This window comes from Streptosporangium sp. NPDC002607 (assembly GCF_053592655.1).
Genome location: NZ_JBSFWD010000043.1, coordinates 14097 through 35693 on the forward strand (window position 1 = coordinate 14097; position 21597 = coordinate 35693).

Consider the following 21597-nt stretch of genomic DNA (forward strand, 5'->3'; position numbering starts at 1 on the left):
CTGAGCAGGGCCGAGGATCCGTGCCGGTGCGGCCCGCCCGTCCCCGAGGCGCGGCACCCCGCTGCCGTCGGCGGTCCCTACTCGCCGATAGGTCGTGCCGGGCATCCACCGCGTGTAGGGAGAGGCATGCGCTCGAAACAGGCGAGGTTCGAGACAGTGACCGAGCCAGTCGATCCCCCCGGGCCGCGTCGCTCGCACTACGGTGTCCTGGCGATGATCGCCGCCGGTGGCGCGATCGGCACGGGTGCCCGTTACGGTGCCGCCCTGCTGTGGCCGACCGCGGCCGGCTCCTTCCCGTGGACCACGTTCTGCGTCAATGTGGTGGGCTGCCTGCTGATCGGGGTCCTGCTGGTGGTGCTGACCGAGGTGTGGACGGCACCGGCCTGGGTGCGGCCGTTCCTCGCCACCGGAGTGCTGGGCGGGTTCACCACCTTCTCCACCTACTGCCTGGACATCGAGCGCCTGGTCTCCGGTGGCAGGACCGGCCTGGCGCTCGGCTACCTGGCGGCGACGCTCCTGGCGGCCCTGGCCGCGGTGGTCACCGGCGCGTGGGCCACCCGCCGGCTCCTGGTGAGGAGAATGCGATGATCCCGCCTGGACGGGCGCTGCGGTTGACGATCTTCACCGACGACACCGACACCTGGCGCCACCGCCCCCTGTACAGCGAGATCGTGCACCGTGCCCATGCCGCCGGGCTGGCCGGGGCATCGGTCTTCCGCGGCGTGGAGGGTTTCGGAACCACCTCGATCGTGCACACCACCCGGTTGCTGTCGATGACCGACGACCTGCCGGTGACCATCGTGATCATCGATACCGAGGAGCGGATCCGCGCCTTCCTGCCCCGGCTGGACGACCTGCTCACCGAGAGCCTGGCCGTTCTGGACGAGGTCGAGGTCGTTCGCTCCCGTGACGGACGGGCGCAGTGAACTGGCTGCTGGTGCTGCTCGGCGGCGCGGTCGGCGCGCCGTTGCGCTACCTGACCGACCGGGCCGTGCAGGCACGCCACGACACGGTCTTCCCCTGGGGCACCTTCACGGTCAACGTGGCCGGCTCGCTGATCCTGGGCGTCCTGGCCGGGGCCGCGCTGTCCGGGGCGGCGGGCACCGGCGTGCAGTTGCTGCTGGGCACCGGCTTCTGCGGGGCGCTGACCACGTACTCGACGTTCTCCTACGAGACGCTGCGGCTGGCCGAGACCGGCGCGGTGTTCTTCGCCGTCGCCAACGTCGTCGCCTCGATCGTCGCCGGCCTGGGAGCGGTGTTCGCCGGTCTCACCCTCGCCCAGGCGATCTTCGGGTGAGCCGCCCGTACGAAGGCCTGGGAACTTCGTACGGGCGGCCCCCATCGGCGGCCGGGTCTTCGAGAGCGGCGCGGGAACCGACGCGGTTCACTCCCCGTCGAAGGGGCGAGCCATCTCGTCCAAGACGTCGTCCATGACCTCGCGCAGGGTTCGGGTCTCGTACTCGTCGGTCCACATGTGCGTGGCGATGCGCAGTGAGACCAGGAAGGCGGCCGCCATCACCCGAGATCGGGCGCTGGTCTCGGAGTCGCCGCCGCGCTCTGCGATGACCTGGGCGAGCTCGCGTTCGAGGTTGGCGTGGTTGGCCAGTTGCCTGGCCAGGAGCGAGGGGTGCCTCTTGGCGAGCCTGGCGCGGATCACCCACTCCCTTTCCGGTCCGCCCACTTCGCTGTAGAGATCGTGTACCGCTCCGCGCAGCGCCCGCCAGGCCGATTCCTCTGCGGGGCGGGTGCGGACCCGCTCGAGCAGCAGGCGGACGCGCTGCTCGTCGCCGTAGAGGAGGGCGTCCTCCTTGCCGGCGAAGTAGTTGGAGAAGGTTCGTCGCGAGATGTTGGCGGCGTCGGCGATGGCCTCGACGGTGACGTGGTCCAGGCCGTGCTCCACGGTCAGCCGTAGCGCGGCCTCGTGAACCGCCTGCCGCGTCTCGGCCTTCTTGCGCTCGCGCAACCCCATTGTGATCTGCATAACACGGACAGCCTAACGCCTGACACCATATATGCCCAGTGGGCAAACTTTCTCAATGGGCATGTATGGTGTCATGGCCTGTTCCAGTTACCCGTACGTGGAGGTCGTGTGAGCACCCAAGCGGTCATGCCGCAAAGCACGGAGCCGATGACTCATCGGCAGATTCTCGAAGCGCTCAGCGGCCTGCTTCTGGTGCTGTTCGTCGCGATGATCAGCGGCACGATCGTGTCGGTGGCGCTGCCACAGATCATCGGCGCGCTCGACGGGACCCAGTCCCAGTACACCTGGGTGATCACCGCGTCACTGCTCGCCGCGACCGCCTCCACCCCGATCTGGGGCCGGCTGGCGGACCTGTTCAGCAAGAAGCTGCTCCTCCAGATCTCCATCGTCATCTTCATGCTCAGCTCGCTGGCCTGCGGGTTCGCACAGAACGCCGGCCAGCTCATCGCCTTCCGCGCCATCCAGGGCCTGGGTATGGGGGCCCTGCAGGTCCTGGTCCAGGTCATCATCGCCGCGATGATCAGCCCCAAGGAGCGGGGACGCTACAACGGCTATCTGGGCGGGGTGATGGCCGTGGCCACCGTGGGTGGCCCGCTCCTCGGCGGCCTGATCGCCGACACCTCATGGCTGGGCTGGCGCTGGTGCTTCTTCATCGCCGTGCCGTTCACGGCGATCGCCTTCGTCCTGCTGCACAAGACGCTCAAGGTGGTCTCGGTCCGCCGCCCGAATGTCAAGATCGACTACGCGGGCGCCACGCTGATCGCCGCGGGCGTCAGCGTCCTGCTCATCTGGATCACCTTCGTCGGCAACTCCTTCGACTGGATCTCCTGGCAGACCGCGGTCATGGCCGGCGGCGGGATTCTGATCCTGGCCGTCGCCACCTGGGTGGAGTCACGGGTCAGCGAGCCGGTCGTGCCGATACACATCGTCCGCAGGCGCACCCCCGCTCTGGCCATCGTGGCCAGCCTCGCGGTGGGCATGGCGATGTTCGGCGGAGCGGTCTTCCTGGGGCAGTACTTCCAGATCGGTCGTGGCTACAGCCCCACCCAGGCCGGGCTGCTGACCATCCCGATGATGTTCGGCGTGCTGCTCTCCTCCACGATCTCCGGGCGGCTCGTGTCCAAGAGCGGCAAGGTCAAGCCGTACATCGTGGCGGGTTCCGTGGTGCTCACCCTCGGATTCCTCGGCCTGTCCCTCATCGACCACGAGACCTCGCTGGTGCTCATCTCGGCCGCGATGATGCTGGTCGGCATCGGCGTCGGCATGTCCATGCAGAACCTGGTGCTGGTCATCCAGAACGTCGTCCCGCTGCGGGAACTGGGTGCCGCCAGCGGCGCCATCACCTTCTTCCGCTCGCTGGGCGGCACCATCGGAGTCTCGGTGCTGGGCGCGGTCCTGGCCAGCCGGGTGGCCACCGGTATCGCCGAGGGCTTCGCGAAGGCGGGCATCCGGCCGTCCGGCTCCGGGGGCAGCACCCTCAACCTTGAGGCGCTGCCCGAAGCCGCGAGGACCGTCGTGCGCGCGGCGTACGGCGATGCCACCGGGCACATCTTCCTGATCTCCGCCGCGATCGCCGCGGTGGGCGTCGTCGCCGTGCTCTTCCTCAAGCCGACCAGGCTGCGCGACACCGTGGACCTGGCGGATTGAGTGGAGGACGACGGCCCGCCCCGCGAGGTCGCGGGGCGGGCCGTCACCGTCCTGCCCCGCCCGGGCTCACCGGGCGGGACCCGGCACGGTCACTCCTCCTCTTCCTCGTCTTCGAAGATCTCCTCGACCAGCTCGGCGGCCACGTAGCCGCCGACCAGGCCGGCTGCGCCGGCGGCCACCACCGCTCCCATTCCCGGACCGCTGTGACCGCCGTGACCGCCGTGGTGACCACCCTGGTGGGCGTACGGGTCGTGGCCACCGCCGTGGGCGTACGGGGCGTGGCCGCCCTGGTGGGCGTACGGGTCGTGGCCGCCGTAGTGACCGCCGCCGCCGTGCGAGTACTGGGACAGCGCGGCCAGCCAGCCGTTGATCTCCGAGGCCCAGTCGCGGTGCGCCGCCTCCTGGTGGCTGGTCTGCCAGCGGCCGAAGGCGTCACCGCCGGAGCCGTAGCCGCCGGTACGCTTGTCGGCCTCCAGGACGATGTCCAGCCCACCGGGGTTGGCGATGAAGGTCAGCTCGACCTCGTTGATCTGACCGGAGTAGGCGGGCGGCGGGTAGAACTCGATCTCCTGGTAGAACGGCAGCTGCTGGCTCACCCCGTAGATGTGGCCATGCTCCAGGTCGGCGCTCTTGAAGTGGAAGCCGAGCTGGGAGAACGCCCGCAGGAACGCCTCCTGGGAGGCCAGCGGCTCGATCTCGACCGGATCCATGTCGCCCTTGTCGACCGCCGCGGCGATCGCCAGCTCGGTGCGCACCCCCATGCCCATGCCGTGCAGGTGCTGTCCGGCGATCTCGGTGATCGGTGCCTCCCAGGGGACGGGGAACTGGAAGGGGACGGTCCTGTCCTCTCCGCTGCGCAGCCGGAACGGTCCAGAGACCTGTGTACGGTGAAGTTCCATCAGGCCGATCTGCTCACCCTCGCCGTGCTCAGATTCCACCCGGGTGACCAGGCCAAGCGTGATGTACTCGATGTCGGCGTCGAAGTCGCCGCCCTTGATCCTTACCTCGCCGCGCAGCAGCCCGCCGGGTTGCACGCGGGGGGTGGACAGGACGGTGTCCACCGACGGGGCCCCGACACCGAAGGCTCCCAGCATCCGTTTGAAGATCACGGCTTCCTCTCCTGCTTGTCCGTTGAACGTGACCGAAGAGCAAACGATCACCAGGCGTTCTGGGTTCCCGGCCTCTGCCGCAGTCAGGCGGCGAAGCCGGTGATGTCGCGGTCGTGGTGGCGGTGGACGGCGATCGCCTCGGCGAACGCCTCGCTGAGGCCGTCGCCTCCGGTGACCACCCCCGGGGATCCGGGGAGCGCCGCGGCCTCCAGCAGCGTCGTGCCCGAGCCGACCGCGCCGATGGCCTTGCCGTGCTTGAAAGCCTCCCTGACGAAGTGGACGGCGTTCCCGACGGCTGACAGGGCCGCGCCGTCGGTCAGCAGGACCGCGTCGTAGAGCACCGAGGAGACCGTTCCCAAAGAACGGTCCACGCTCAGCGGTCCGGCCTGACCCTCGTGCGGCGCCAGCACCTCGCAGATCGCTCCCCGGTCTTCGAGCGCCTGCCGCACCGGGGCCAGGGCGTCCGCGTCGCTTCCGTCGGCCGCCAGGATCGCGACCTTGCGGGTGGCGATACCGGCCGGTGGCTGGGCGGCCTGGCTCAGCGCGGGAGAGGCCAGGTCATGACCGTCCTGGGCCGGTGGGACCGGCAGGCCCAGCCCCTGGGCCACCCGGGTGGCCAGCTCCGTGTGGACACCGGCGAGCTGGGCGAGGACGCCTTCTCTGATGGGCTTGCGCCGCACATGGCCCAGCTCGAACAGGAAGGCCGCGACGATGTGGTCACGCTCCCAGCCCGACATGCTGTTCCAGAACAGCCGGGCCTGACCGTGGTGGTCGGCGAAGCTGGGACTGCGCTCGCGGATCTTCCGTCCGTCCACCCGCTCCTGGTAGTGGACGTAGCCGTCCCCGGCCATGGGGCAGCCGCCGCTGATCGAGTTGATCGAGTAACTGGTGCGGGAGGTGTGGACGGCGCCCTGGTGGTAACCGTCGCGCTGGTCGTTGTTGACCGTGGCCACCGGCCGGTTGACCGGGATCTGCGCGAAGTTGGGGCCACCGAGCCTGATGAGCTGCGTGTCGAGATAGGAGAACAGCCTGGCCTGCAGCAGCGGGTCGTTGGTGAAGTCGATGCCCGGCACCACGTTGGCCACGTGAAAGGCGACCTGCTCGGTCTCGGCGAAGAAGTTGTCGGGGTTGCGGTCGAGCACCAGCGTGCCCACCGGGCGCAGCGGCACCACCTCCTCTGGGATGATCTTCGTCGCGTCGAGCAGGTCGAAGTCGAACTCGTGCTCCCGCTCCTCGGGCACGAGCTGCACGGCCAGCTCCCAGCGCGCCGGGGTACCGGCCTCGATCGTGTCCCACAGGTCACGCCGGTTGAAGTCGGGGTCGTTGCCCTGCAGGCGCAGTACCTCGTCCCACACCAGCGAGTGGGTACCGAGCTCGGGCCGCCAGTGGAACTTGACGAACGTACCGCGCCCTTCGGCGTTGACCAGCCGGAAGGTGTGCACTCCGAAGCCCTGCATCATCCGGTAGCTGCGCGGGATGGCCCGATCGCTCATCAGCCACATGATCATGTGCAGTGTCTCCGGCTGGAGCTGGACGAAGTCCCAGAAGGTGTCGTGGGCCGACTGCGCCTGCGGGATCTCGTTGTGCGGCTCGGGCTTGACCGCGTGCACGAAGTCGGGGAACTTGATGCCGTCCTGGATGAAGAAGACGGGGAAGTTGTTGCCGACCAGGTCGAAGTTGCCCTGCTCGGTGTAGAACTTGGTCGCGAAACCGCGCACGTCCCGCACCGTGTCGGCCGAGCCGCGTGAGCCCGCCACCGTGGAGAACCTGACGAACACCGGAGTCGTGAGCGAGGTGTCGCACAGGAAACGCGCCGAGGTGAACTCCTCCAGCGAGTCATGGAGCCGGAAGTAACCGTAGGCTCCGGCGCCCCTGGCGTGCACCACGCGCTCGGGGATGCGTTCGTGGTCGAACCTGGTGATCTTCTCCCGGAAGTGGAAGTCCTCCATCAGCGTCGGGCCGCGCACTCCGGCTCTCAGGGAGTTGTCGCTGTCCTCGACGCGAATGCCCTGGTCGGTCGTGAGCGGGCCGTCGTCTGCGTTGACGCGGTACCGGTCGAGCTGGCGGCTCTTCGCCGTCTCCTCGCTTGACATATCCGTGCTCCTGAGTAGCTGGCCATCGAACAATCACCTGTTGCCCAGCTGCCGAGTGGATATCCGCGCTGCTCAGCCTGGCCACGGTAAGCGGATGGGCCGTTTTCTCCCGGGCGGCGCCGATAGGGCACGGAGGTACCGCCCGCCGACTCGGCGGCGGGCGAATGTCCTGCCGGTTGTCACGAAGTGTGCCGGATGCGCCGTCCGGTGATCTCGCTGGGGATGATCCTGAGATAGAGCTCGCGGTCGCCGCCCGCCCATGGCTCGACTCCCGAGGCGGCGGCCTCGGCCTGCTCGTCGGCGGAGACGTGGTGGGCGCCACCTCGGATGAGCACGCTCCATCCTTCGCGGGCGGCGTCGTCGATCCGGTCGATCTCGAATGAGATCTTGAACTCGACCCCCTGGACGCCGGTGCGCAGGTTGCTGTCGAGGGGACCGCCGACCGCGGTGCGGACGATCACCGAGTTGTCGTGCAGTACGTAGTTGACCGGCAGGATCGTCAGTCCCGCGGGCTCCTCGAAGGCAACCCTGCCGACACCGCCGGGGGAGATCAGCCGCAGGCACTCCTCGGGCTGCAGCTTCTCCAGGTGGGCGTGGGGGGCGGGGCGGCCGTGCCCGGAGGGCAGGTTCATCGTCGCGCCGAGGAGCTCCTCAATGTCGGTGTTCAGGGCGGTGGCCAGTTTGCGCACGGTGTCGAGGGTGGGGGAGGCGGCGGTCTCCTCCAGATAGCCGAGATATCCGGGGTCGATGCCGGCCCGGTCGGCCAGTTGCTCGCGGCTCAGCTGCAACTCCTCGCGTCGCCTGGCCAGCCGGCGGCCCAGGTCGCCCGGGGTTGCCATATGTTCGGTCATCAAAATCTCCCATTAGAACAGAACGAGCAAAGATCTGGCATCGTCAATCTGACCGTGCAGGGGCTTTGCGGGTTTTTCGGCCACCGCCCCTCTCCCCTTCCGAGAGGAAAACAGTACCCGGCGGGGCGGCGGGCCGCCTCGGGGTGAATCGCCCTCGCGGGGATGTTCCCCTCAGCCGGTATTCCACCACGGGCAGGGTACGAAGATGGGGGCCGGAAGTCCCCGGCGAGCAGGTCTTTCGGCCACTGCGGAGAACGTGGGGAACCGGTCTGATGGAGGGGAGAGGCGGAGGGGGAGAAGATGACAGCGCAGGTGGTGGCGGGTACGGAAGGCTCGCCTTCCTGGTGGGCCGGCGACGACGCCGTGCCGGGTTCGACGACACGCCATGCCCGGGGTGAGGCGTGATGGACGTGCAGAGCCTCAGGGTGGCACGGGTGATGAGCCGGACGCTGGTCGTCGTCGAACCCGACGAGTCCCCGCTCATGGCCTGGGAGATCATGCGTCGCGCGGGTGTCCATCACCTGCCGGTCGTCGACCGGAACGGCTGCCTGCGCGGTGTTCTCACCCAGGAGGATCTCGCCGCCCGCTGGTCAGGCGGCCCGGTCGAGCAGTCGCGCGCTCAGGTCCACTCGTTGCTGGCCGAGCATCGCTGCCCGCACACCACCCTCGACGCGCGCCTGGTCGACGCGGCGGCGGCCATGATCGGCGCCGGTGTCGACGCGATCCCTGTGCTGGGGGAGTCCAGCAGGCTGGTGGGCATGGTGACCGTCACCGACGTGCTGCGGGCCGTGGCCGGCCTGATCACCGAGGAGGAGGAGCCGCCGGAGCTGATGACGGGGATGTTCCGCCTGGTCCCCGTCCTGCCCAGGTCCCACGGGGCTGACGATTCCTTTACCCGTGATGGAGGCTGAGTCATGATCGCTCGCACCACCGAGGAGATCACCTCGGCGATCCACACGGCGGTCCAGGCCGCCGTGTGGGCACCATCGGTGCACAATACTCAACCGTGGTCCTTCGCCGTCGACGGTGAGGAGATCGCCCTGCGGGCCGACAGCGAGCGGAAACTACGGCTCGGCGATCCCGAGGGCCGGGAAATGCTGATCAGCTGCGGCGCCGCCCTGATGAACGTGCGGCTCGCGCTGCGCGTGCTCGGCTGCGAACCGCAGATGCGCGTGCTGCCCGACCCCGACCGTCCCGCCCTGCTGGCGACGGTACGGATGGGAGCGGCCGTCGCCCCGGACGAGCACACCCGGCTGCTGTACGCCGAGATCGAACGCCGCCGCACCCACCGCGCCGGATTCACCGAGGTGCCCGTGGCGGACCGTCTCATCGAGGCGTTCGTCTGCCAGGCGAGCGCCGAGGGGGCCCGGTTGACGCCGATCAGGTCCGAGGCCGCCGTCCGGGTGCTCGCCGCGCTCACCTGCGCCGCCGAGGACGTGCAGTCCCAGAACCGGCTGCTCACCCTGGAGATGATCCGCTGGGCCCAGCCGCCGGGAAGCCCCCGCACGGACGGGGTTCCGGCGCGGGGCTACCCGCGCGAGCCCAGACGGACCCGTCCGCACTTCGCCCAGCGCGACTACACCCACGGTCACCCCTGGGGCGACGACGCCGACCAGTTCCGCTCCGCCTCCACCGGAACCGTGGCGGTGCTGACCACGCCGGGGGACTCCCGCGAGGACTGGATCGCGGCGGGCCAGGCGCTGCAGCGGGTCCTGCTGCACGCCTCCGCCTACGACGTCAGCGCGGCCTTCCACACCCAGGCGCTGGAGATGTTCCACCTGCGGGAGTTCCTGCGCCAGGAACTGCTGTCGGGCGAGCACCCCCAGATGATCATGCGCCTGGGCTTCACCTCCGACGAGAGCGAGGGCATCCGGCGGCCGGTCACCGATGTACTGGAAGAACGCGGGCCGGGCTGATCCGAAGGTCACGAAGGAGCGGCGGGGGCGGCCAGGTCCTCCGATGCCCTCACGGCTCGATCAGGCCCGCGCGGATGGCGTACCTGGTGAGGTCGAGCCGGTCGCGCATGCCGAGTTTCTGCAGGATGTTGGCCCGATGCCGATCGACTGTCTTCGCGCTGATGAACAGGGTCTCGGCGATCTGCTTGGCCGAGTTGCCTTCGGCGATCAGCTTGACGATCTCCTCCTCGCGCGGGGTCAGGATGCTCTCCGGAATCGCCTCTCCCAGCCTGTCGCGCTGCAGGTAGTGCCGGATCAGGGCGGTGACGGCGCCCGGATACAGGAACGGCTCGCCTCGCATCGCCGCCCTGCACGCCTCCAGCAGGTCACGGTCGGCCACCGACTTCAGCACGTACCCCGAGGCCCCCGCCTTGAGCGCCTCGAAGAAGTACTGCTCGTTGTCGTACATCGACAGGATCAGCAGCCGGATGCCGGGCGCGCGCCGTGAGATCTCGCGGGCCGCCTGCAGGCCGGTCATCCGTGGCATCGCGATGTCGAGGATCGCCAGGTCGACCGCCTCAGGTACGGCCGCCTCCACCGCCTCGGCGCCGTTGGCCGCCTCGGCCACCACGGTGAGGTCGGGCTCGGCGTCCAGAATCAGCCGCAGCCCGCGGCGGACCAGGGCGTGGTCGTCGGCCAGCAGGATCCTGGTGGGGTTCATCGGCTTCCTTGTTTGTTCTCGGCCGGCACGGTGAGCCGGACGTCGGTGCCGCCGCCCTGGGGAGAGGTCACGGTCAGGCGGGCGCCGATGAGCATGGCGCGCTCGCGCATCCCGCGGATCCCCGCCCCGTCCTGGCGCACGCCACCGCGGCCGTTGTCGGTGATGCGCAACTCCAGGCCGCTGGGCCCCGCGGTCAGGGACAGCTCGACTCGGGAGGCGCAGGCGTGCCTGGCCGCGTTGGTCAGACCCTCCTGGGCGATGCGGTAAATGACCAGTTCGACGTCCTCGCTCAGCGAGGGCAGTTCTGGATCGACCCTGCGGGTCACGGGAACGCCGCTGCTCTGGGAGAAGTCGCTGCTCAGCGCGTTGAGGGCGCTCTGCAGGCCGAGATCCTCCAGCACGCCGGGGCGCAGGCGGCGGGCGACCTGCCCCACCTCGTCCAGGCTGGCGCGGACGCTCTCCTGCACCCCGCGCAGTTCCTCGCGTAGATCGTCGGGTGCACGGTCGGCGGCGTGTTTGAGGCTCAGCAGGACCACGGTGAGGCTCTGGCCGATCTCGTCGTGCAGTTCGCGGGCGATGCGCCGTCGCTCGCCCTCCTGCGCGGCCAGGGCGTGGGCGCTGCTGGCGCTGTGCTCGGCCTCCAGCCGGTCCAGCATCGCGTTGAACGTGTCGATCAGATGGGTCAGATCGCCGTTGCCGTCGCTGGGCAGCCGGTCCAGCGGATGCAGCAGATTCACCCGCTGCATCAGGGCCGTGAGCGCCTCGAGCGGGGCCAGGCTGGTGCGCAGAAGCAGCGCGTTGGCGGCCAGTATCAGCGCCAGGCCGACCGTCAGCACCGGGATCTCGGTCAGCAGCACCGGCGAGGACACGGTGGCGGGGGAGAGAGCGAGCACCAGCGTGCCGACCGTGAAGACCAGTCCGTTGATCACGAACAGGCGTTTGAACAGGATGCGCGCCGGGCTGCGCGTTCCTGTCACCTTTTCGGGGCGCTCGCTCATCTCATCAGCCTCCCGGCCGCCGAACGGCTTGTCCATGGGGGGCGTCTCCCATCTTCTCGTGCCGCCTCTGCACGTTCCACCCCTGATCAGATGGGTGCTGGCCCTGATGGTGACAGAGCCGCGACACCGATGGGATGGAGGGGCGGCGGACACCAACAGGCAGGAGAGGCGATGAGTACCAACGATGTCGGCATCCTCTGGTTGGAAGCCGCCACCCGTGACGGTGTCACGATAACCGTCAACGCGGTCGCCCGGGCTCTGGTCACCGATCCCGCGGCGTGCGCCTCCTATCCGGGTTCGCCGGGCGCCGCCATGCTGGCCGCAGCCGAAGCCGAGATCCGCCGGTACGTCGGGGAGCGCGATCTGTCGCGGCTGTCCCGGTGTGTCGATCTCGCCGGCGACGCCTATGACGGGACCTGCCACTGGGGCGTCGAGGTGACGCTCGTGGCACTCGCCCGTGTCGAGGTGCGACTCCAGGAGGACCTGATCCGCTGGGCGGAACGACTCGCCTCGTGACCGCGGCTTCGAGTGGAAGGGAGTGACCACCGATATGAACATCACACGTACGACTGTGCCCGGTGAAGGGGTCCTGTTCCACTTCGTCACCCGAGACGGCCAGAACCTGGCGGTCATGGTGGACAGGAACGGATCCCGGCGGATCTTGGTGTACGGCGGGGGTGATGAGCCCTCGCAGGCCATCCACCTGGCGCAGGACGAGGCAGACCAGATCGCCCAGGTCCTGCACAGCCGGTCGGTGGACGACAGGCTGGCCATTCTCGAACAGCGGATGGCCGAGATCGCAGGAGGGACACCGTGAGCACGCCGCCCGCGGTGCGCCATCTCACCCGACAGGAAGGTGCCATGCAAGCGCGCGACATCGCGGTGAGCCTTCCGACGGTCACCACGAGTGACTCCGTCGCGAAGGCCGTACGGGTCATGGTGATCGGCCGCCTGCCCGGACTCATCATCGTGGACGACCGCTCGCGGCCCAAGCTGGTACTTCCGGGCACCCAGGTGCTGAGGCTGGCCGTGCCCGGCTCCTACCAGGAGGATCCCGCGCTGGCCAGGACCATCGACGAGGCCTACGCGGACCAGTTCTGGCAGGACCTGGGCAATCGCACGGTCGGTGACTGCCTGCCGCGCGAGCACGTCAGGCCGGTGACCGTCCCGGTGGACGCGAACCTCCTTGAGGTGGCCGCGCTGATGGCCAGGATACGCAGTCCGATCGTGGCAGTGGTGGAACGTGACGGCTCGCTGGCCGGGGCGATCACCCTGGAGCGGCTTCTCACCAGCCTGGCCGTCTTCGGCCTCGGTGAGTCTTGAGCGCGCTGCTCGCCCTAGGGATCTTCCTCGTCGCGTTCTTCTTCATCGCCACCGAAAAGGTGAACAAGGTCAAGGTGGTCCTTGTCGCCGCGGGCGCGATGGCGGTTCTGGGGCTGATACCGGGCTCCGAGGTGTTCTTCTCCGAGCACGAGGGCATCGACTGGAACGTCATCTTCCTGCTACTCGGGATGATGATCATCGTAGGGATCATCAAGCAGACAGGGATCTTCGACTACCTGGCCATCTGGGCGGCGAAACGTTCCAAGGGCGATCCCTACCGGCTCATGGTCATGCTGATGGTGATCACCGCCATCGCCTCGCCCTTCCTCGACAACGTCACCACGATCATGCTGGTGGCGCCGGTCACGGTGGTCGTGTGCGACCGGCTGCGGATTCCGGCCCAGCCGTACCTGATCGCGGAGGTGCTGGCCTCCAACATCGGCGGTGCGGCGACCCTCATCGGAGACCCGCCCAATATCATCATCGGCAGCAGGGCGGGACTGACGTTCAACGACTTCCTGGTGCACATGGCGCCCGTCGTGGTCGTCGTCTTCGTCGCCTTCGTGCTGCTGACCAAGGTGCTGTTCAGAGGGTCCTTCCAGTACAACCCCGAGCACGTCGCCGCGGTGATGGCACTGCAGGAGCGGCGGGCGATCACCGATCCCAAGCTGCTCGTGCGCTGCCTGGCGGTGCTCGCCGCGGTGGTGGTGGGGTTCGGGCTGCACGCGGTGCTGCACATCGAGCCGTCCATCGTGGCGCTCGTGGGAGCGGGAGTGATGCTCCTGCTGTCGCGGGTCTCGGTCTCCGAGGTGCTGTCGGAAGTCGAGTGGCCGACGCTGGTGTTCTTCATCGGGTTGTTCGTGATGGTCGCGGGTCTGGTCGAGACCGGCGTGATCGCGACGGTGGGCACGTGGGCGATCGAGGCGGTCGGCGACGACTACTTCCTCGCGGCGACGTCGCTGCTGTTCGGTTCCAGCGTGCTGGGCGCGTTCTTCGACAACATCCCGTATGTCGCGACGATGGCACCGATCGTCGAGGGGATCGTGGCGCAGGCACCCGACGCGGCGACCGGACAGGCGCTGTGGTGGGCGTTCGCGCTGGGGGCCGACTTCGGCGGCAACGGTACGGCGGTGGCGGCCAGCGCGAACGTGGTCGCGATCGGGATCGCGGCGCGGACGGGTCACCCGATCAGTTTCTGGCAGTTCACCAAGTACGGAATCGTGGTGACGGTGCTGAGCACGCTCATGGCCTGGGCGTACGTCTGGCTGCGTTACTTCATGTGACATCCTCCCCCTCCTACGGGAGGGGGATTTCAACGGTGAGCACCTCACCGGTCTGCCGGCCATCACCCACTGGCGGGCCAGGCACTTCGTGGTGGTGGAGCGGGCGGCCAGGGGCTCGGGCTGTCCTGCCCGCCGCCACCGAGAGCATTGTGGACCGGGTACCGGGGCGCGGGGAGATCGACCCGCCGGGACCGGCCGCGGCTGTGGCGGCGCTCGCCCATCTCGTGGCAGGGGAGGGCGCGGGGGAAACCGCCTGTTGAGGAGGCGTGGCCGCGTGCCCGCAGTCGCTCCCAAGTCACCTGCAAGACAAGATCCGCAGCATGGGGCGAGACATCACTTTCCCACATCGAAAAGGAAAGGAGGAACGTCCCATGAACACGACACCGCGTACCGAACTCGGGGACATCACCTCGGTCGGCATGGAGCTGGACGAGAGCGAGCTGAGCGTCGTCAGCGGCGGTCAGATGTGCGAGGTGACGATGTATTACCTGGACCCGCCCGGCTACTGCGCCCTCGACCGGCGCGGGTGACAGGGGCTACATCGAACCGCCCGGCGGCTGCCACGTCGACCGGTAACGAGCAGTCGCCTGTGTAGCCGGCCGTAGCCGCCGTCCACCGGACGCGGGGACGTGCGCCGTCCCCTCATCCGGTGACGCCGCCACCCAGGGTCCGGAGCGGCCTGTTCTCCCCGGTGGCCCGTCACCCGCGCGCAGGCCCGCTCTCCAAGGAGATCCGTGTCACCCCCGCATGTTCTCGTCCTCACCTGTGACCACGACCCACACGCCGACCGCGTCCGGCACCTGCTGGCCGGACGCGGTGCCCGTACCACCGTCTTCGACAACGGGGACTACCTCACCCGGGCCCACGTCGAGCTGGCGTACACCACTCGCGGACTCGCCCGGCGGCTGCTGCACACCGAGTCCGGCACGCTCGACCTGGACTCGCTGACCGCCCTGTGGTGGCGACGCCCGAGACCACCGCAGGCCCACCCGGCGATCACCGACCCCTCGGTGGCGGCCTACACCGCCCAGGAGAGCGCGAACCTGATCACTGACCTCTGGGAGCACCTGCCGTGCCGTACGGTGCCCGCGCGGGAGTCGATGCTCCAGCGGGCCGGGCACAAGCCATCCCAGCTCATCCTGGCCGCCGAACTGGGCTTCGAGATCCCGGAGACGCTGATCGCGACCCAGGCGGACGCCCTGTGGGACTTTCACAACCGCCATGACGGGCACATCATCACCAAGCCCCTGGGCATGCCGTGGGTGGAGAACCTCGCGGAGGGCCACACGGTCATCCGCAAGTGCGACTTCGTCTCGGCCCGCGATCTGGCGTACGCGGAGGCCCTGCGGTTCTGCCCGGTCATCGCGCAGCAGTATGTGCCCAAGCGGCTGGAACTGCGGGTCACCGTCGTCGGCCGGCGGGTGTTCGCGGCCGAGATCCACTCGCAGAACAGCAACCAGGCAAGGGTGGACTGGCGCCGCTACGACCTCGCGGTAACCCCGCACGACGTGCACCGGCTTCCGGACGAGGTCGCTCGCCGGTGCCTGGCGATGACGGACCGTCTCGGGCTCGCCTTCGGAGCCTTCGACCTGGTCCTGACCCCGGACGGCCGGTATGTGTTCCTGGAGATCAACCCCGAGGGGCAGTGGTTGTGGATCGAGAGGCTGACCGGTCTGCCGATCAGCGAGGCCGTCTGCGACCTGTTACTGGAAGGAGCCTGACCATGCCGACCACACCTCCCGATCTCCTGGGAGACGCCCTGGAATGGCTGCGCGGGCTGGACGGTGTGTCGCCGGAGCACGCCAGGGAGCGACTGCCGGAACTGCGCGCCCGGTATCCGGAGACGAGGATGCGGCTGCTGTGGCAGCGCGAGGCGGCCACCGACGAGTACCACTACGACCTGCTGTTCCCCTCGTCCGAGGGGAGCGTCTCGCTGGCCTTCGCGCCGGACCGGGTGATCCCCTGGCCGCTGCGGGGAGGCCAGCGCTCCGGTGAGCAGCTCGTCCTGCGCGTCAACGGCATCGACATCACGATGCAGCAGGTGGTCTCGGTGCTCGACGTGCTGTGGGACGATGTCGCTCTCGCCAGGCGTCTGGTGAACACCGCCCTGGTCGGGCAGGCTGTGGACGTCCGCGACCAGAACCTCTCCACTGACCGGCTTCAAGAGGCCATGGACGCCTTCCGCCGGGCCCGGGGGCTGCTGACCGCACAGGCGGTACGGGAGTGGATGGCCGAGCACGGCCTGAGCCATGCCCGCCTGGAGGAGATCGTGGCGAGCGAGGCGGCGGTGGCGGCCCTGCGCCGGGACATGGTCGAGGGGCGTGTGGAGGACTTCTTCGCCGCCCACCGCGAGGAGTTCGACCGGTTGCGCGTCGTCAGGCTGCGGTACGCCGACCCCGGTCATGCTGAGGCCGCCGCCGCTTTTCTGCGTGCCGGACGACCGGCCGGGGCCGGAGAGGGCGCCGGGGAGACGGGAGCCGATCCCGTCGCGCTGGCGGTCAAGGCGGTGCTGGAGGGGGTGGCCACCTGCCGGATGGAGGGGAACGGCAGAGACGACCTGGTCGCCCTCTTCGGCACCGCGGCGTCGGACGCGCGGGCCGGGGAGGTGCTCGGACCCGCGAGACTCCCGGACGGCGGCTTCTACGTCGGGTACGTACTGGCCGTGGAACCGGCGGTGCTCGACGAGGTGACCCGCGGGCTTGTCGAAACGCGGATCTTCGATGACTGGCTGGCGGAGCAACGGCGACATGCCCACGTGGAGTGGTTCTGGGGCAGCCGGGCCCGCACCGACGAGCTCACCGCCGGCCTGCGCACCTGACGGGACACCCGCAGGGAGCGTCCTTGGACGCTCCCTGCGCCCCGTCATACCGGGTCCCCGCCCGACCTCCCCCGTCCACGCCGGTTCCGGACGGCCATTTCGAGCTGCTCGTCCGTTTCGCGAGGACCATGTTCCGGAAAACCGTCCCGGTCCGAGGCCGGGGCTCACTCCGGGTGCGGTCGTGCCGCGGCCGTCTCGGGCGTGGCCGGTGGCGGGGCCAGCAGGGACCGTATCTCCGGAGAGGTGAGAGTGCCGCCGCGTTCGAACCCGGCGGTGAAGCGGTCCGCGCCCAGCGCTTCACGCACCCGCGTGGTGATCCGGTCGATGTCGCCGCGTTCCGTGGGAGGCGGCGGGGAGTCCGACGCGCGGGCCGCGGCCCCCGCACCCAGGAGCAGGGCGGCGCCGTCGTGGTCTCCGGCGAGGGTCAGTGCCCCGGCCAGGCCCTCCAGGGCGCCTGGCATCTCACGGGAGCTTTCGAATCTGGCCGCGAGGTCGATGGACTTCAGATGCGAGGCGAGGGCCGCGGCGGCGTCGCCACGCTGCTCGGCGACGAATCCCAGCTCGCTCATGATCATGGGGAGGTACGGGGGCGGAGTCTCCTCCGCGCTCTGCTCGGGGGCACCGTTCAGCAGGTCGCGCAGGTGGGTCTCGGCGAGATCGAGAAGATCCTCCCTACGGGCCGCGAAGGCGAGCCCCATCGTGGCGAAGATCTGCGCGGTCCGGTGGCCCTGCTCGGCCGCCAGCCGTAGTGCCCGCTCACAGGTCTCCCTGGCCTGGGCGTAGTCGCCGCGTTGCAGGGCGGTCCAGCCGAGCCAGGCCAGCCGTCCGGCGACCTCGGGCCAGAGTCCGAGTTCTTCCGCCATGTGCAGGCCGTCCCGGTGCAGCCGGTCGGCCCGCTGGAGATCACCGGTCATCTCGGCCAGAGCGCCGAGCCAGCCGGTGGCCTCCAGCCTGCCCCAGCGGTCGCCGAGCTCGCCGAACAGCTCCGCGCTCCGTTCGCCGTCGCGTCCGAGCGCGGCCAGGTCACCTCGTACGTGCGCGAGCTTGGCCCGGGTGGCGAGGGCCGCGGCCGTCCCCCACCGGTCACCGGCCGCCTGGAAGGCCGGCAGCGCCTGGTCCAGCAGGTCCTCCGCGACCGACAGGTCGCCCAGGTCGATGCCGGTGTGGGCCAGAAACCACTCGGCCCTGGCACGCCCGGCGGGATCGCCCGCGTCCTCGTACATCGACAGGGCCGCGCGGCGGCGATCCTCTCGGTCCGCGACGTCACCGTGGAGGAAACCGATCCCGGTCTCCCAGGCCAGCGCACCGGCGCGGAGCGCGGAGGTCCGGGAGGCGGACGCCTCGTCGGCGAGGGCCAGTGCGGAGGCCAGGGATCGCCGGGCTTCGGTCAGCCGTCCACGCAGCAACCAGTACCAGGCCATCGCGTTGACCAGGCGTAGCGCGCCGGCCGCGTCCTTCGCGCCGAGGGCGGTGTCGAGCGCGGTGCGGATGTTGGCGGTCTCCGTGTCCAGGCGGTGCAGCCAGCGTTGCTGCCGGTGTCCGTACAGGTGCGGCGCGGCCTGTTCGGCGAGGTCGGTGTAGTGGCGCCGGTGGCGTTGTCGCAGGCGTTCGAGCTCGCCTGTCCGGCGGAGATGTTCGGCGCAGTAGGCGGCGACCGATTCCAGGAGACGGTAGCGGGGGCCGTCGGCGGTGTGGACGACGGTGACCAGGGAGCGGTCTACCAGGCGTGCCAGGAGGTCGGGGACGTCGGCGGAGGCGAGGTCCCCGGCGGCGCAGACGTTCTCCGCGGCGTGCAGGGTGCAGTCGCCGGTGTGAACGGCCAGGCGCTGGAGGGTGAGACGTTCCGGATGGGTAAGGAGCTCCCAGCTCCAGTCGATCATGGCGTGCAGGGTCTGCTGGCGGGGTGGGGCGCCGCGGTGCCCGCCTGCCAGGAGGCGGAAGCGGTCGTCGAGGCGGTCGACGAGGTTGTGGACTCCCAGGGCTCGGACCCTGGTGGCGGCCAGTTCCAGGGCCAGCGGGATGCCGTCCAGGCGGCGGCAGAGCGTCGCGACCGCCGGGGCGGTGTCGGCGTCCAGGGTGAAATCTCCGCCGGCGGCGGACGCCCGGGCGACGAACAGCTGTACGGAACCGGTTTTTCGCAGTGTCGGCAGGTCGGTCTCGGTGAGGCGGGGCGTGTCCAGGGGCAGGACGTTCCAGATCACCTCGCCGGTCAGTGCGAGCGGTTCCTGGCTGGTGGCGAGGATGCGCAGCGCGGGGATGGCCTCAAGCAGGTGCCGGACGAGTTCGGCGGCCGGTTCGACGAGGTGCTCGCAGTTGTCGAGCACGAGGAGCAGCCGCCGGGAGCGCAGGGCGCCGGTGAGCCGGTCCCGAGGTGACGTCGGCTCCGATGGGGCCAGGGGGGCTCGGATGTCCAGCACCGTCATGATCGTTTCAGCGAGCCGGGACACCGCGTCCGACGCCCCGGACCGGTCGAGCGAGGCGAGCTCGACCAGCCACACGCCGTCGGGAAAGGGGACGGCGGGCGACTCGGGGGAGGGGCCGGTCAGGCGCCCGGCGACTTTGACGGCGAGGCGGGTCTTGCCCACTCCGCCGGGACCGGTGAGGGTGACCAGGCGGTTGGCGCCCAGCAGGGCGCGGAGCTCGGTGGCCGCGTGCTCTCTGCCGATCAGGGGGGTGAGAGGGGTGGGCAGGTTGGTGGCGGGTCCGGCGGCGCCGGTGGGTGGTGCCGGCGGGTCGAGGGCGGGGTCCTGGGTGAGGATGGCCCGATGCAGGGCGCCGAGGTCGGCGCCGGGGGTGAGGCCGAGCTCGTCGGCGAGGTGGTCGCGGAGTTCCTCGTAGCTGCGGAGCGCCTCTGTCTGCCGTCCGGAGCGGTAGAGGGCGCGCATGTGGGCGGCGCGCAGCCGTTCTCGCAGGGGATGCCGGGTGAGCAGATCGCCCAGTTCGGCGGCGAGCCGGGCATGCTCACCGAGGGTGAGGCGGGTCTCCGCGTGCTCTTCGCGGGCGGTGAGCAACTCCTCGTGCAGGCGCGCGACGGTGGGGCCGGTGAAGGGTTCGTCGGCGAAGTCGGCCAGGGCGGGGCCGCGCCACAGGGCGAGCGCGTCGGTGAGCAGCGCCGCTCTGGCCCGCGGGTCGCCGGTCCTTCCCACTTCGGCGACCAGCGATCGGAAGCCGTCGGCGTCGGTGTCGGCCTTCAGCAGATATCCAGCCGGGTGGTGTGCGACCAGCTCCCGGCCACCGGGTTCGGCGTCCTCCAGCGCGCGCCGTAGCTGCGAGACCTTGACCTGCAGAGCGCCTGCGGGATTGGCCGGCGGGTCCTCGCCCCACAGGTCGTCGATCAGCCGGTCGGCGGGCACCGGGCGTCCCTCGTGCAGGAGCAGGTCGGCCAGCAGGGCGCGGACCTTCACCCCGGGGATCGTGACGGACCGTCCGTCCGTCGTCCAGACGGCCAGTGGCCCCAGTATCCCAAAACGCATGATCGACACGATAACCCGACATAGAGGAACGGCTTACCGGGTTCGTGTCGATCACAACAGCCGACGGTAGGTCCGCGAGAAGAAGACCGTAAGTCCCTCCAGGCAGGGTGGAGCACATCGAGCCGGACACGGAGGCGAAGGAGGCCGGAGATGGCGGAGACGCACGAGAGCGACCGGTTGAGGGTGGCGGTCATCGTCGGCAGCACCCGTCGCGGCCGGTTCGGCCCCACGGTGGCGGCCTGGTTCGTGGCGCGGGCGCGCAGGCGGGCCGATCTGGAGATCGACCTGATCGATCTGGCCGAGGTCGCCCTGCCCGGCACGCTCATGGCCGAGGACGAGGCGCCACCCGCCCCGGTGGCGGCGCTGGCGCCGCGCCTGGCCGATGCCGACGCGTTCGTGGTGGTGACTCCCGAGTACAACCGGAGCTTTCCCGCTCCGCTCAAGAGTGCCATCGACTGGTTCTACCCGGAGTGGCGGGCCAAGCCCGTCGCGTTCGTCTCCTACGGCAACGACTCCGGCGGTCTGCTGGCCGCCGCGCAGCTGCGTGAGGTGTTCACCGAGCTGCACGCGGTGGCCATCCGCGACGGTGTCGCGCTGCCCCGCTACTGGGAGCAGTTCGCCGCCGACGGCAGCTGGCCCAGAGCCGGCGCGCCGTGCGACACCGCGGTCAAGACCACTCTGGACCAGCTGACCTGGTGGGCCCACGCACTACGCGAGGCCCGCGCCAGACGTCCCTACACCGTCTGAACCAGGCAGGACACGACCGTAGGAAATCCCTCGCGCCGCGGAGAACAGCGGGGCGTTTCACACAACAGCGCGTTCGCCGAACGCCGGAATCACGGAGACACCAATGGGTAAGATCATCGCTTCGACCTACGCGACGCTCGACGGTTTCATCGACAACCCCCACCTGTGGTCCATGCAGTACGCGAACGCGGGGAGCGGCGAGTACGCCCTCGGCCTGCTCTTCGCCGCCGACGCCCTCCTGCTGGGACGGGCCACCTACGACGGCATGGCGCAGGCCTGGCCGTCGATGAGCGGCAACCCCTACGCCGACCGGGTGAACAGCATTCCCAAGTACGTGGTCTCCTCGACCCTGGAGAAGGCCGAGTGGAACAACTCGACGATCATCCACGGAGACGACCTCGTCACCGAGGTGGCCAAGCTGAGGGAGCAACTCGGCGGGAACATCCTGATCTGGGGCTGTGGCCGGCTCACCGACACGCTCATGGAGCACGGCCTCCTCGACGAGTACCGGATCTGGCTCTACCCGGTCGTCCGCGGCCAGGGGGAGCGTCTGTTCCGTGAGGGCACCGAGGCGACCCTGGAGCTCACGGACACCGCGACGTTCGGTTCGGGAGTCGTCATCCTCACCTACCGGCCGGCGAGCGCCGGCTGAACGCCC

22 protein-coding genes are annotated in these 21597 nt (G+C 69.7%); 15 read left to right on the plus strand and 7 right to left on the minus strand.

Annotated features, from left to right (window positions below):
• Positions 1-156: 156 nt before the first annotated feature.
• The 3 genes from ACWD3H_RS35545 to crcB are packed head-to-tail and all read left to right on the plus strand — an operon-like array spanning position 157 to position 1297.
• The gene (locus ACWD3H_RS35545) at positions 157-588 is read left to right on the plus strand and encodes a FluC/FEX family fluoride channel (RefSeq protein ID WP_451958133.1); all 432 of its coding nucleotides are present in this window, start codon (positions 157-159) and stop codon (positions 586-588) included.
• Positions 585-926, plus strand: coding sequence for a DUF190 domain-containing protein (locus ACWD3H_RS35550; RefSeq protein ID WP_451958134.1), 342 nt, complete (start codon positions 585-587; stop codon positions 924-926). Before ACWD3H_RS35545 ends, ACWD3H_RS35550 begins: the two co-directional genes overlap by 4 nt.
• On the plus strand, positions 923-1297 hold the full coding sequence (gene crcB / locus ACWD3H_RS35555) for a fluoride efflux transporter CrcB (protein WP_355559554.1): 375 nt from the start codon (positions 923-925) through the stop codon (positions 1295-1297). Before ACWD3H_RS35550 ends, crcB begins: the two co-directional genes overlap by 4 nt.
• An 87-nt stretch (positions 1298-1384) precedes the next feature.
• Here the strand turns inward: crcB and ACWD3H_RS35560 are convergent, their stop codons facing one another.
• Complete coding sequence (locus tag ACWD3H_RS35560; RefSeq protein WP_355559551.1) at positions 1385-1981, minus strand: TetR/AcrR family transcriptional regulator; 597 nt, start codon at positions 1979-1981, stop codon at positions 1385-1387.
• Positions 1982-2128: 147 nt separating this feature from the next.
• Between ACWD3H_RS35560 and ACWD3H_RS35565 the strand changes: the two genes are divergently transcribed.
• Positions 2129-3628 (plus strand): MDR family MFS transporter, encoded by a 1500-nt coding sequence (locus ACWD3H_RS35565; protein WP_355559573.1) that lies wholly within the window; start codon positions 2129-2131, stop codon positions 3626-3628.
• An 89-nt stretch (positions 3629-3717) separates the two neighbouring features.
• Here the strand turns inward: ACWD3H_RS35565 and ACWD3H_RS35570 are convergent, their stop codons facing one another.
• The 3 genes from ACWD3H_RS35570 to ACWD3H_RS35580 all read right to left on the minus strand — a co-directional run bounded on the left by ACWD3H_RS35570 (position 3718) and on the right by ACWD3H_RS35580 (position 7681).
• On the minus strand, positions 3718-4737 hold the full coding sequence (locus ACWD3H_RS35570; RefSeq protein WP_355559549.1) for a sporulation protein: 1020 nt from the start codon (positions 4735-4737) through the stop codon (positions 3718-3720).
• A gap of 83 nt (positions 4738-4820) precedes the next feature.
• Positions 4821-6830, minus strand: a complete 2010-nt coding sequence (locus ACWD3H_RS35575) for a catalase (protein ID WP_355559546.1) — start codon at positions 6828-6830, stop codon at positions 4821-4823.
• 179 nt (positions 6831-7009) lie between these two features.
• Positions 7010-7681, minus strand: coding sequence for a pyridoxamine 5'-phosphate oxidase family protein (locus ACWD3H_RS35580; RefSeq protein ID WP_451958135.1), 672 nt, complete (start codon positions 7679-7681; stop codon positions 7010-7012).
• Between the two features lie 404 nt (positions 7682-8085).
• Between ACWD3H_RS35580 and ACWD3H_RS35585 the strand changes: the two genes are divergently transcribed.
• Together ACWD3H_RS35585 and ACWD3H_RS35590 are read left to right on the plus strand one after the other, a co-directional pair.
• A complete protein-coding gene (locus tag ACWD3H_RS35585) occupies positions 8086-8592 on the plus strand; it encodes a CBS domain-containing protein (RefSeq protein WP_451958136.1) in 507 nt (168 codons plus the stop codon).
• Between the two features lie 3 nt (positions 8593-8595).
• A complete protein-coding gene (locus tag ACWD3H_RS35590; protein WP_355559538.1) occupies positions 8596-9597 on the plus strand; it encodes an Acg family FMN-binding oxidoreductase in 1002 nt (333 codons plus the stop codon).
• Positions 9598-9646: 49 nt separating this feature from the next.
• Here ACWD3H_RS35590 and ACWD3H_RS35595 read toward each other — a convergent pair whose 3' ends face one another.
• Together ACWD3H_RS35595 and ACWD3H_RS35600 are read right to left on the minus strand one after the other, a co-directional pair.
• A complete protein-coding gene (locus tag ACWD3H_RS35595) occupies positions 9647-10297 on the minus strand; it encodes a response regulator transcription factor (protein ID WP_350925976.1) in 651 nt (216 codons plus the stop codon).
• Entirely contained in the window at positions 10294-11331 is a 1038-nt protein-coding gene (locus ACWD3H_RS35600) for a HAMP domain-containing sensor histidine kinase (RefSeq protein WP_355559535.1), read from the minus strand. Before ACWD3H_RS35600 ends, ACWD3H_RS35595 begins: the two co-directional genes overlap by 4 nt.
• A 135-nt stretch (positions 11332-11466) precedes the next feature.
• Between ACWD3H_RS35600 and ACWD3H_RS35605 the strand changes: the two genes are divergently transcribed.
• From ACWD3H_RS35605 to ACWD3H_RS35635, 7 genes are all read left to right on the plus strand, one after another.
• Positions 11467-11811: an SPFH domain-containing protein gene (locus tag ACWD3H_RS35605; RefSeq protein WP_355559532.1), complete on the plus strand. Its 345-nt coding sequence runs from the start codon at positions 11467-11469 to the stop codon at positions 11809-11811.
• A 34-nt stretch (positions 11812-11845) separates the two neighbouring features.
• The gene (locus ACWD3H_RS35610; RefSeq protein ID WP_350925982.1) at positions 11846-12112 is read left to right on the plus strand and encodes a hypothetical protein; all 267 of its coding nucleotides are present in this window, start codon (positions 11846-11848) and stop codon (positions 12110-12112) included.
• Positions 12113-12156: 44 nt separating this feature from the next.
• Complete coding sequence (locus ACWD3H_RS35615; RefSeq protein ID WP_355559529.1) at positions 12157-12618, plus strand: CBS domain-containing protein; 462 nt, start codon at positions 12157-12159, stop codon at positions 12616-12618.
• Positions 12615-13901, plus strand: coding sequence for an ArsB/NhaD family transporter (locus ACWD3H_RS35620; RefSeq protein ID WP_355559526.1), 1287 nt, complete (start codon positions 12615-12617; stop codon positions 13899-13901). The genes ACWD3H_RS35615 and ACWD3H_RS35620 overlap by 4 nt, the downstream gene beginning before the upstream one ends.
• 371 nt (positions 13902-14272) lie before the next feature.
• Complete coding sequence (locus ACWD3H_RS35625) at positions 14273-14431, plus strand: hypothetical protein (protein WP_451958137.1); 159 nt, start codon at positions 14273-14275, stop codon at positions 14429-14431.
• A gap of 204 nt (positions 14432-14635) precedes the next feature.
• Positions 14636-15622, plus strand: a complete 987-nt coding sequence (locus tag ACWD3H_RS35630) for an MvdC/MvdD family ATP grasp protein (RefSeq protein WP_451958138.1) — start codon at positions 14636-14638, stop codon at positions 15620-15622.
• A gap of 2 nt (positions 15623-15624) precedes the next feature.
• Positions 15625-16719, plus strand: a complete 1095-nt coding sequence (locus ACWD3H_RS35635; RefSeq protein WP_451958139.1) for a TIGR04500 family putative peptide maturation system protein — start codon at positions 15625-15627, stop codon at positions 16717-16719.
• Between the two features lie 164 nt (positions 16720-16883).
• Here the strand turns inward: ACWD3H_RS35635 and ACWD3H_RS35640 are convergent, their stop codons facing one another.
• Positions 16884-20192: a BTAD domain-containing putative transcriptional regulator gene (locus ACWD3H_RS35640; RefSeq protein ID WP_451958140.1), complete on the minus strand. Its 3309-nt coding sequence runs from the start codon at positions 20190-20192 to the stop codon at positions 16884-16886.
• Between the two features lie 150 nt (positions 20193-20342).
• Here ACWD3H_RS35640 and ACWD3H_RS35645 point away from each other — a divergent pair, with 150 nt between their 5' ends.
• Both ACWD3H_RS35645 and ACWD3H_RS35650 read left to right on the plus strand, forming a co-directional pair.
• Complete coding sequence (locus ACWD3H_RS35645) at positions 20343-20939, plus strand: NADPH-dependent FMN reductase (protein WP_350925988.1); 597 nt, start codon at positions 20343-20345, stop codon at positions 20937-20939.
• Between the two features lie 103 nt (positions 20940-21042).
• On the plus strand, positions 21043-21591 hold the full coding sequence (locus ACWD3H_RS35650; protein WP_355559508.1) for a dihydrofolate reductase family protein: 549 nt from the start codon (positions 21043-21045) through the stop codon (positions 21589-21591).
• The last annotated feature ends 6 nt before the right edge of the window (positions 21592-21597 follow it).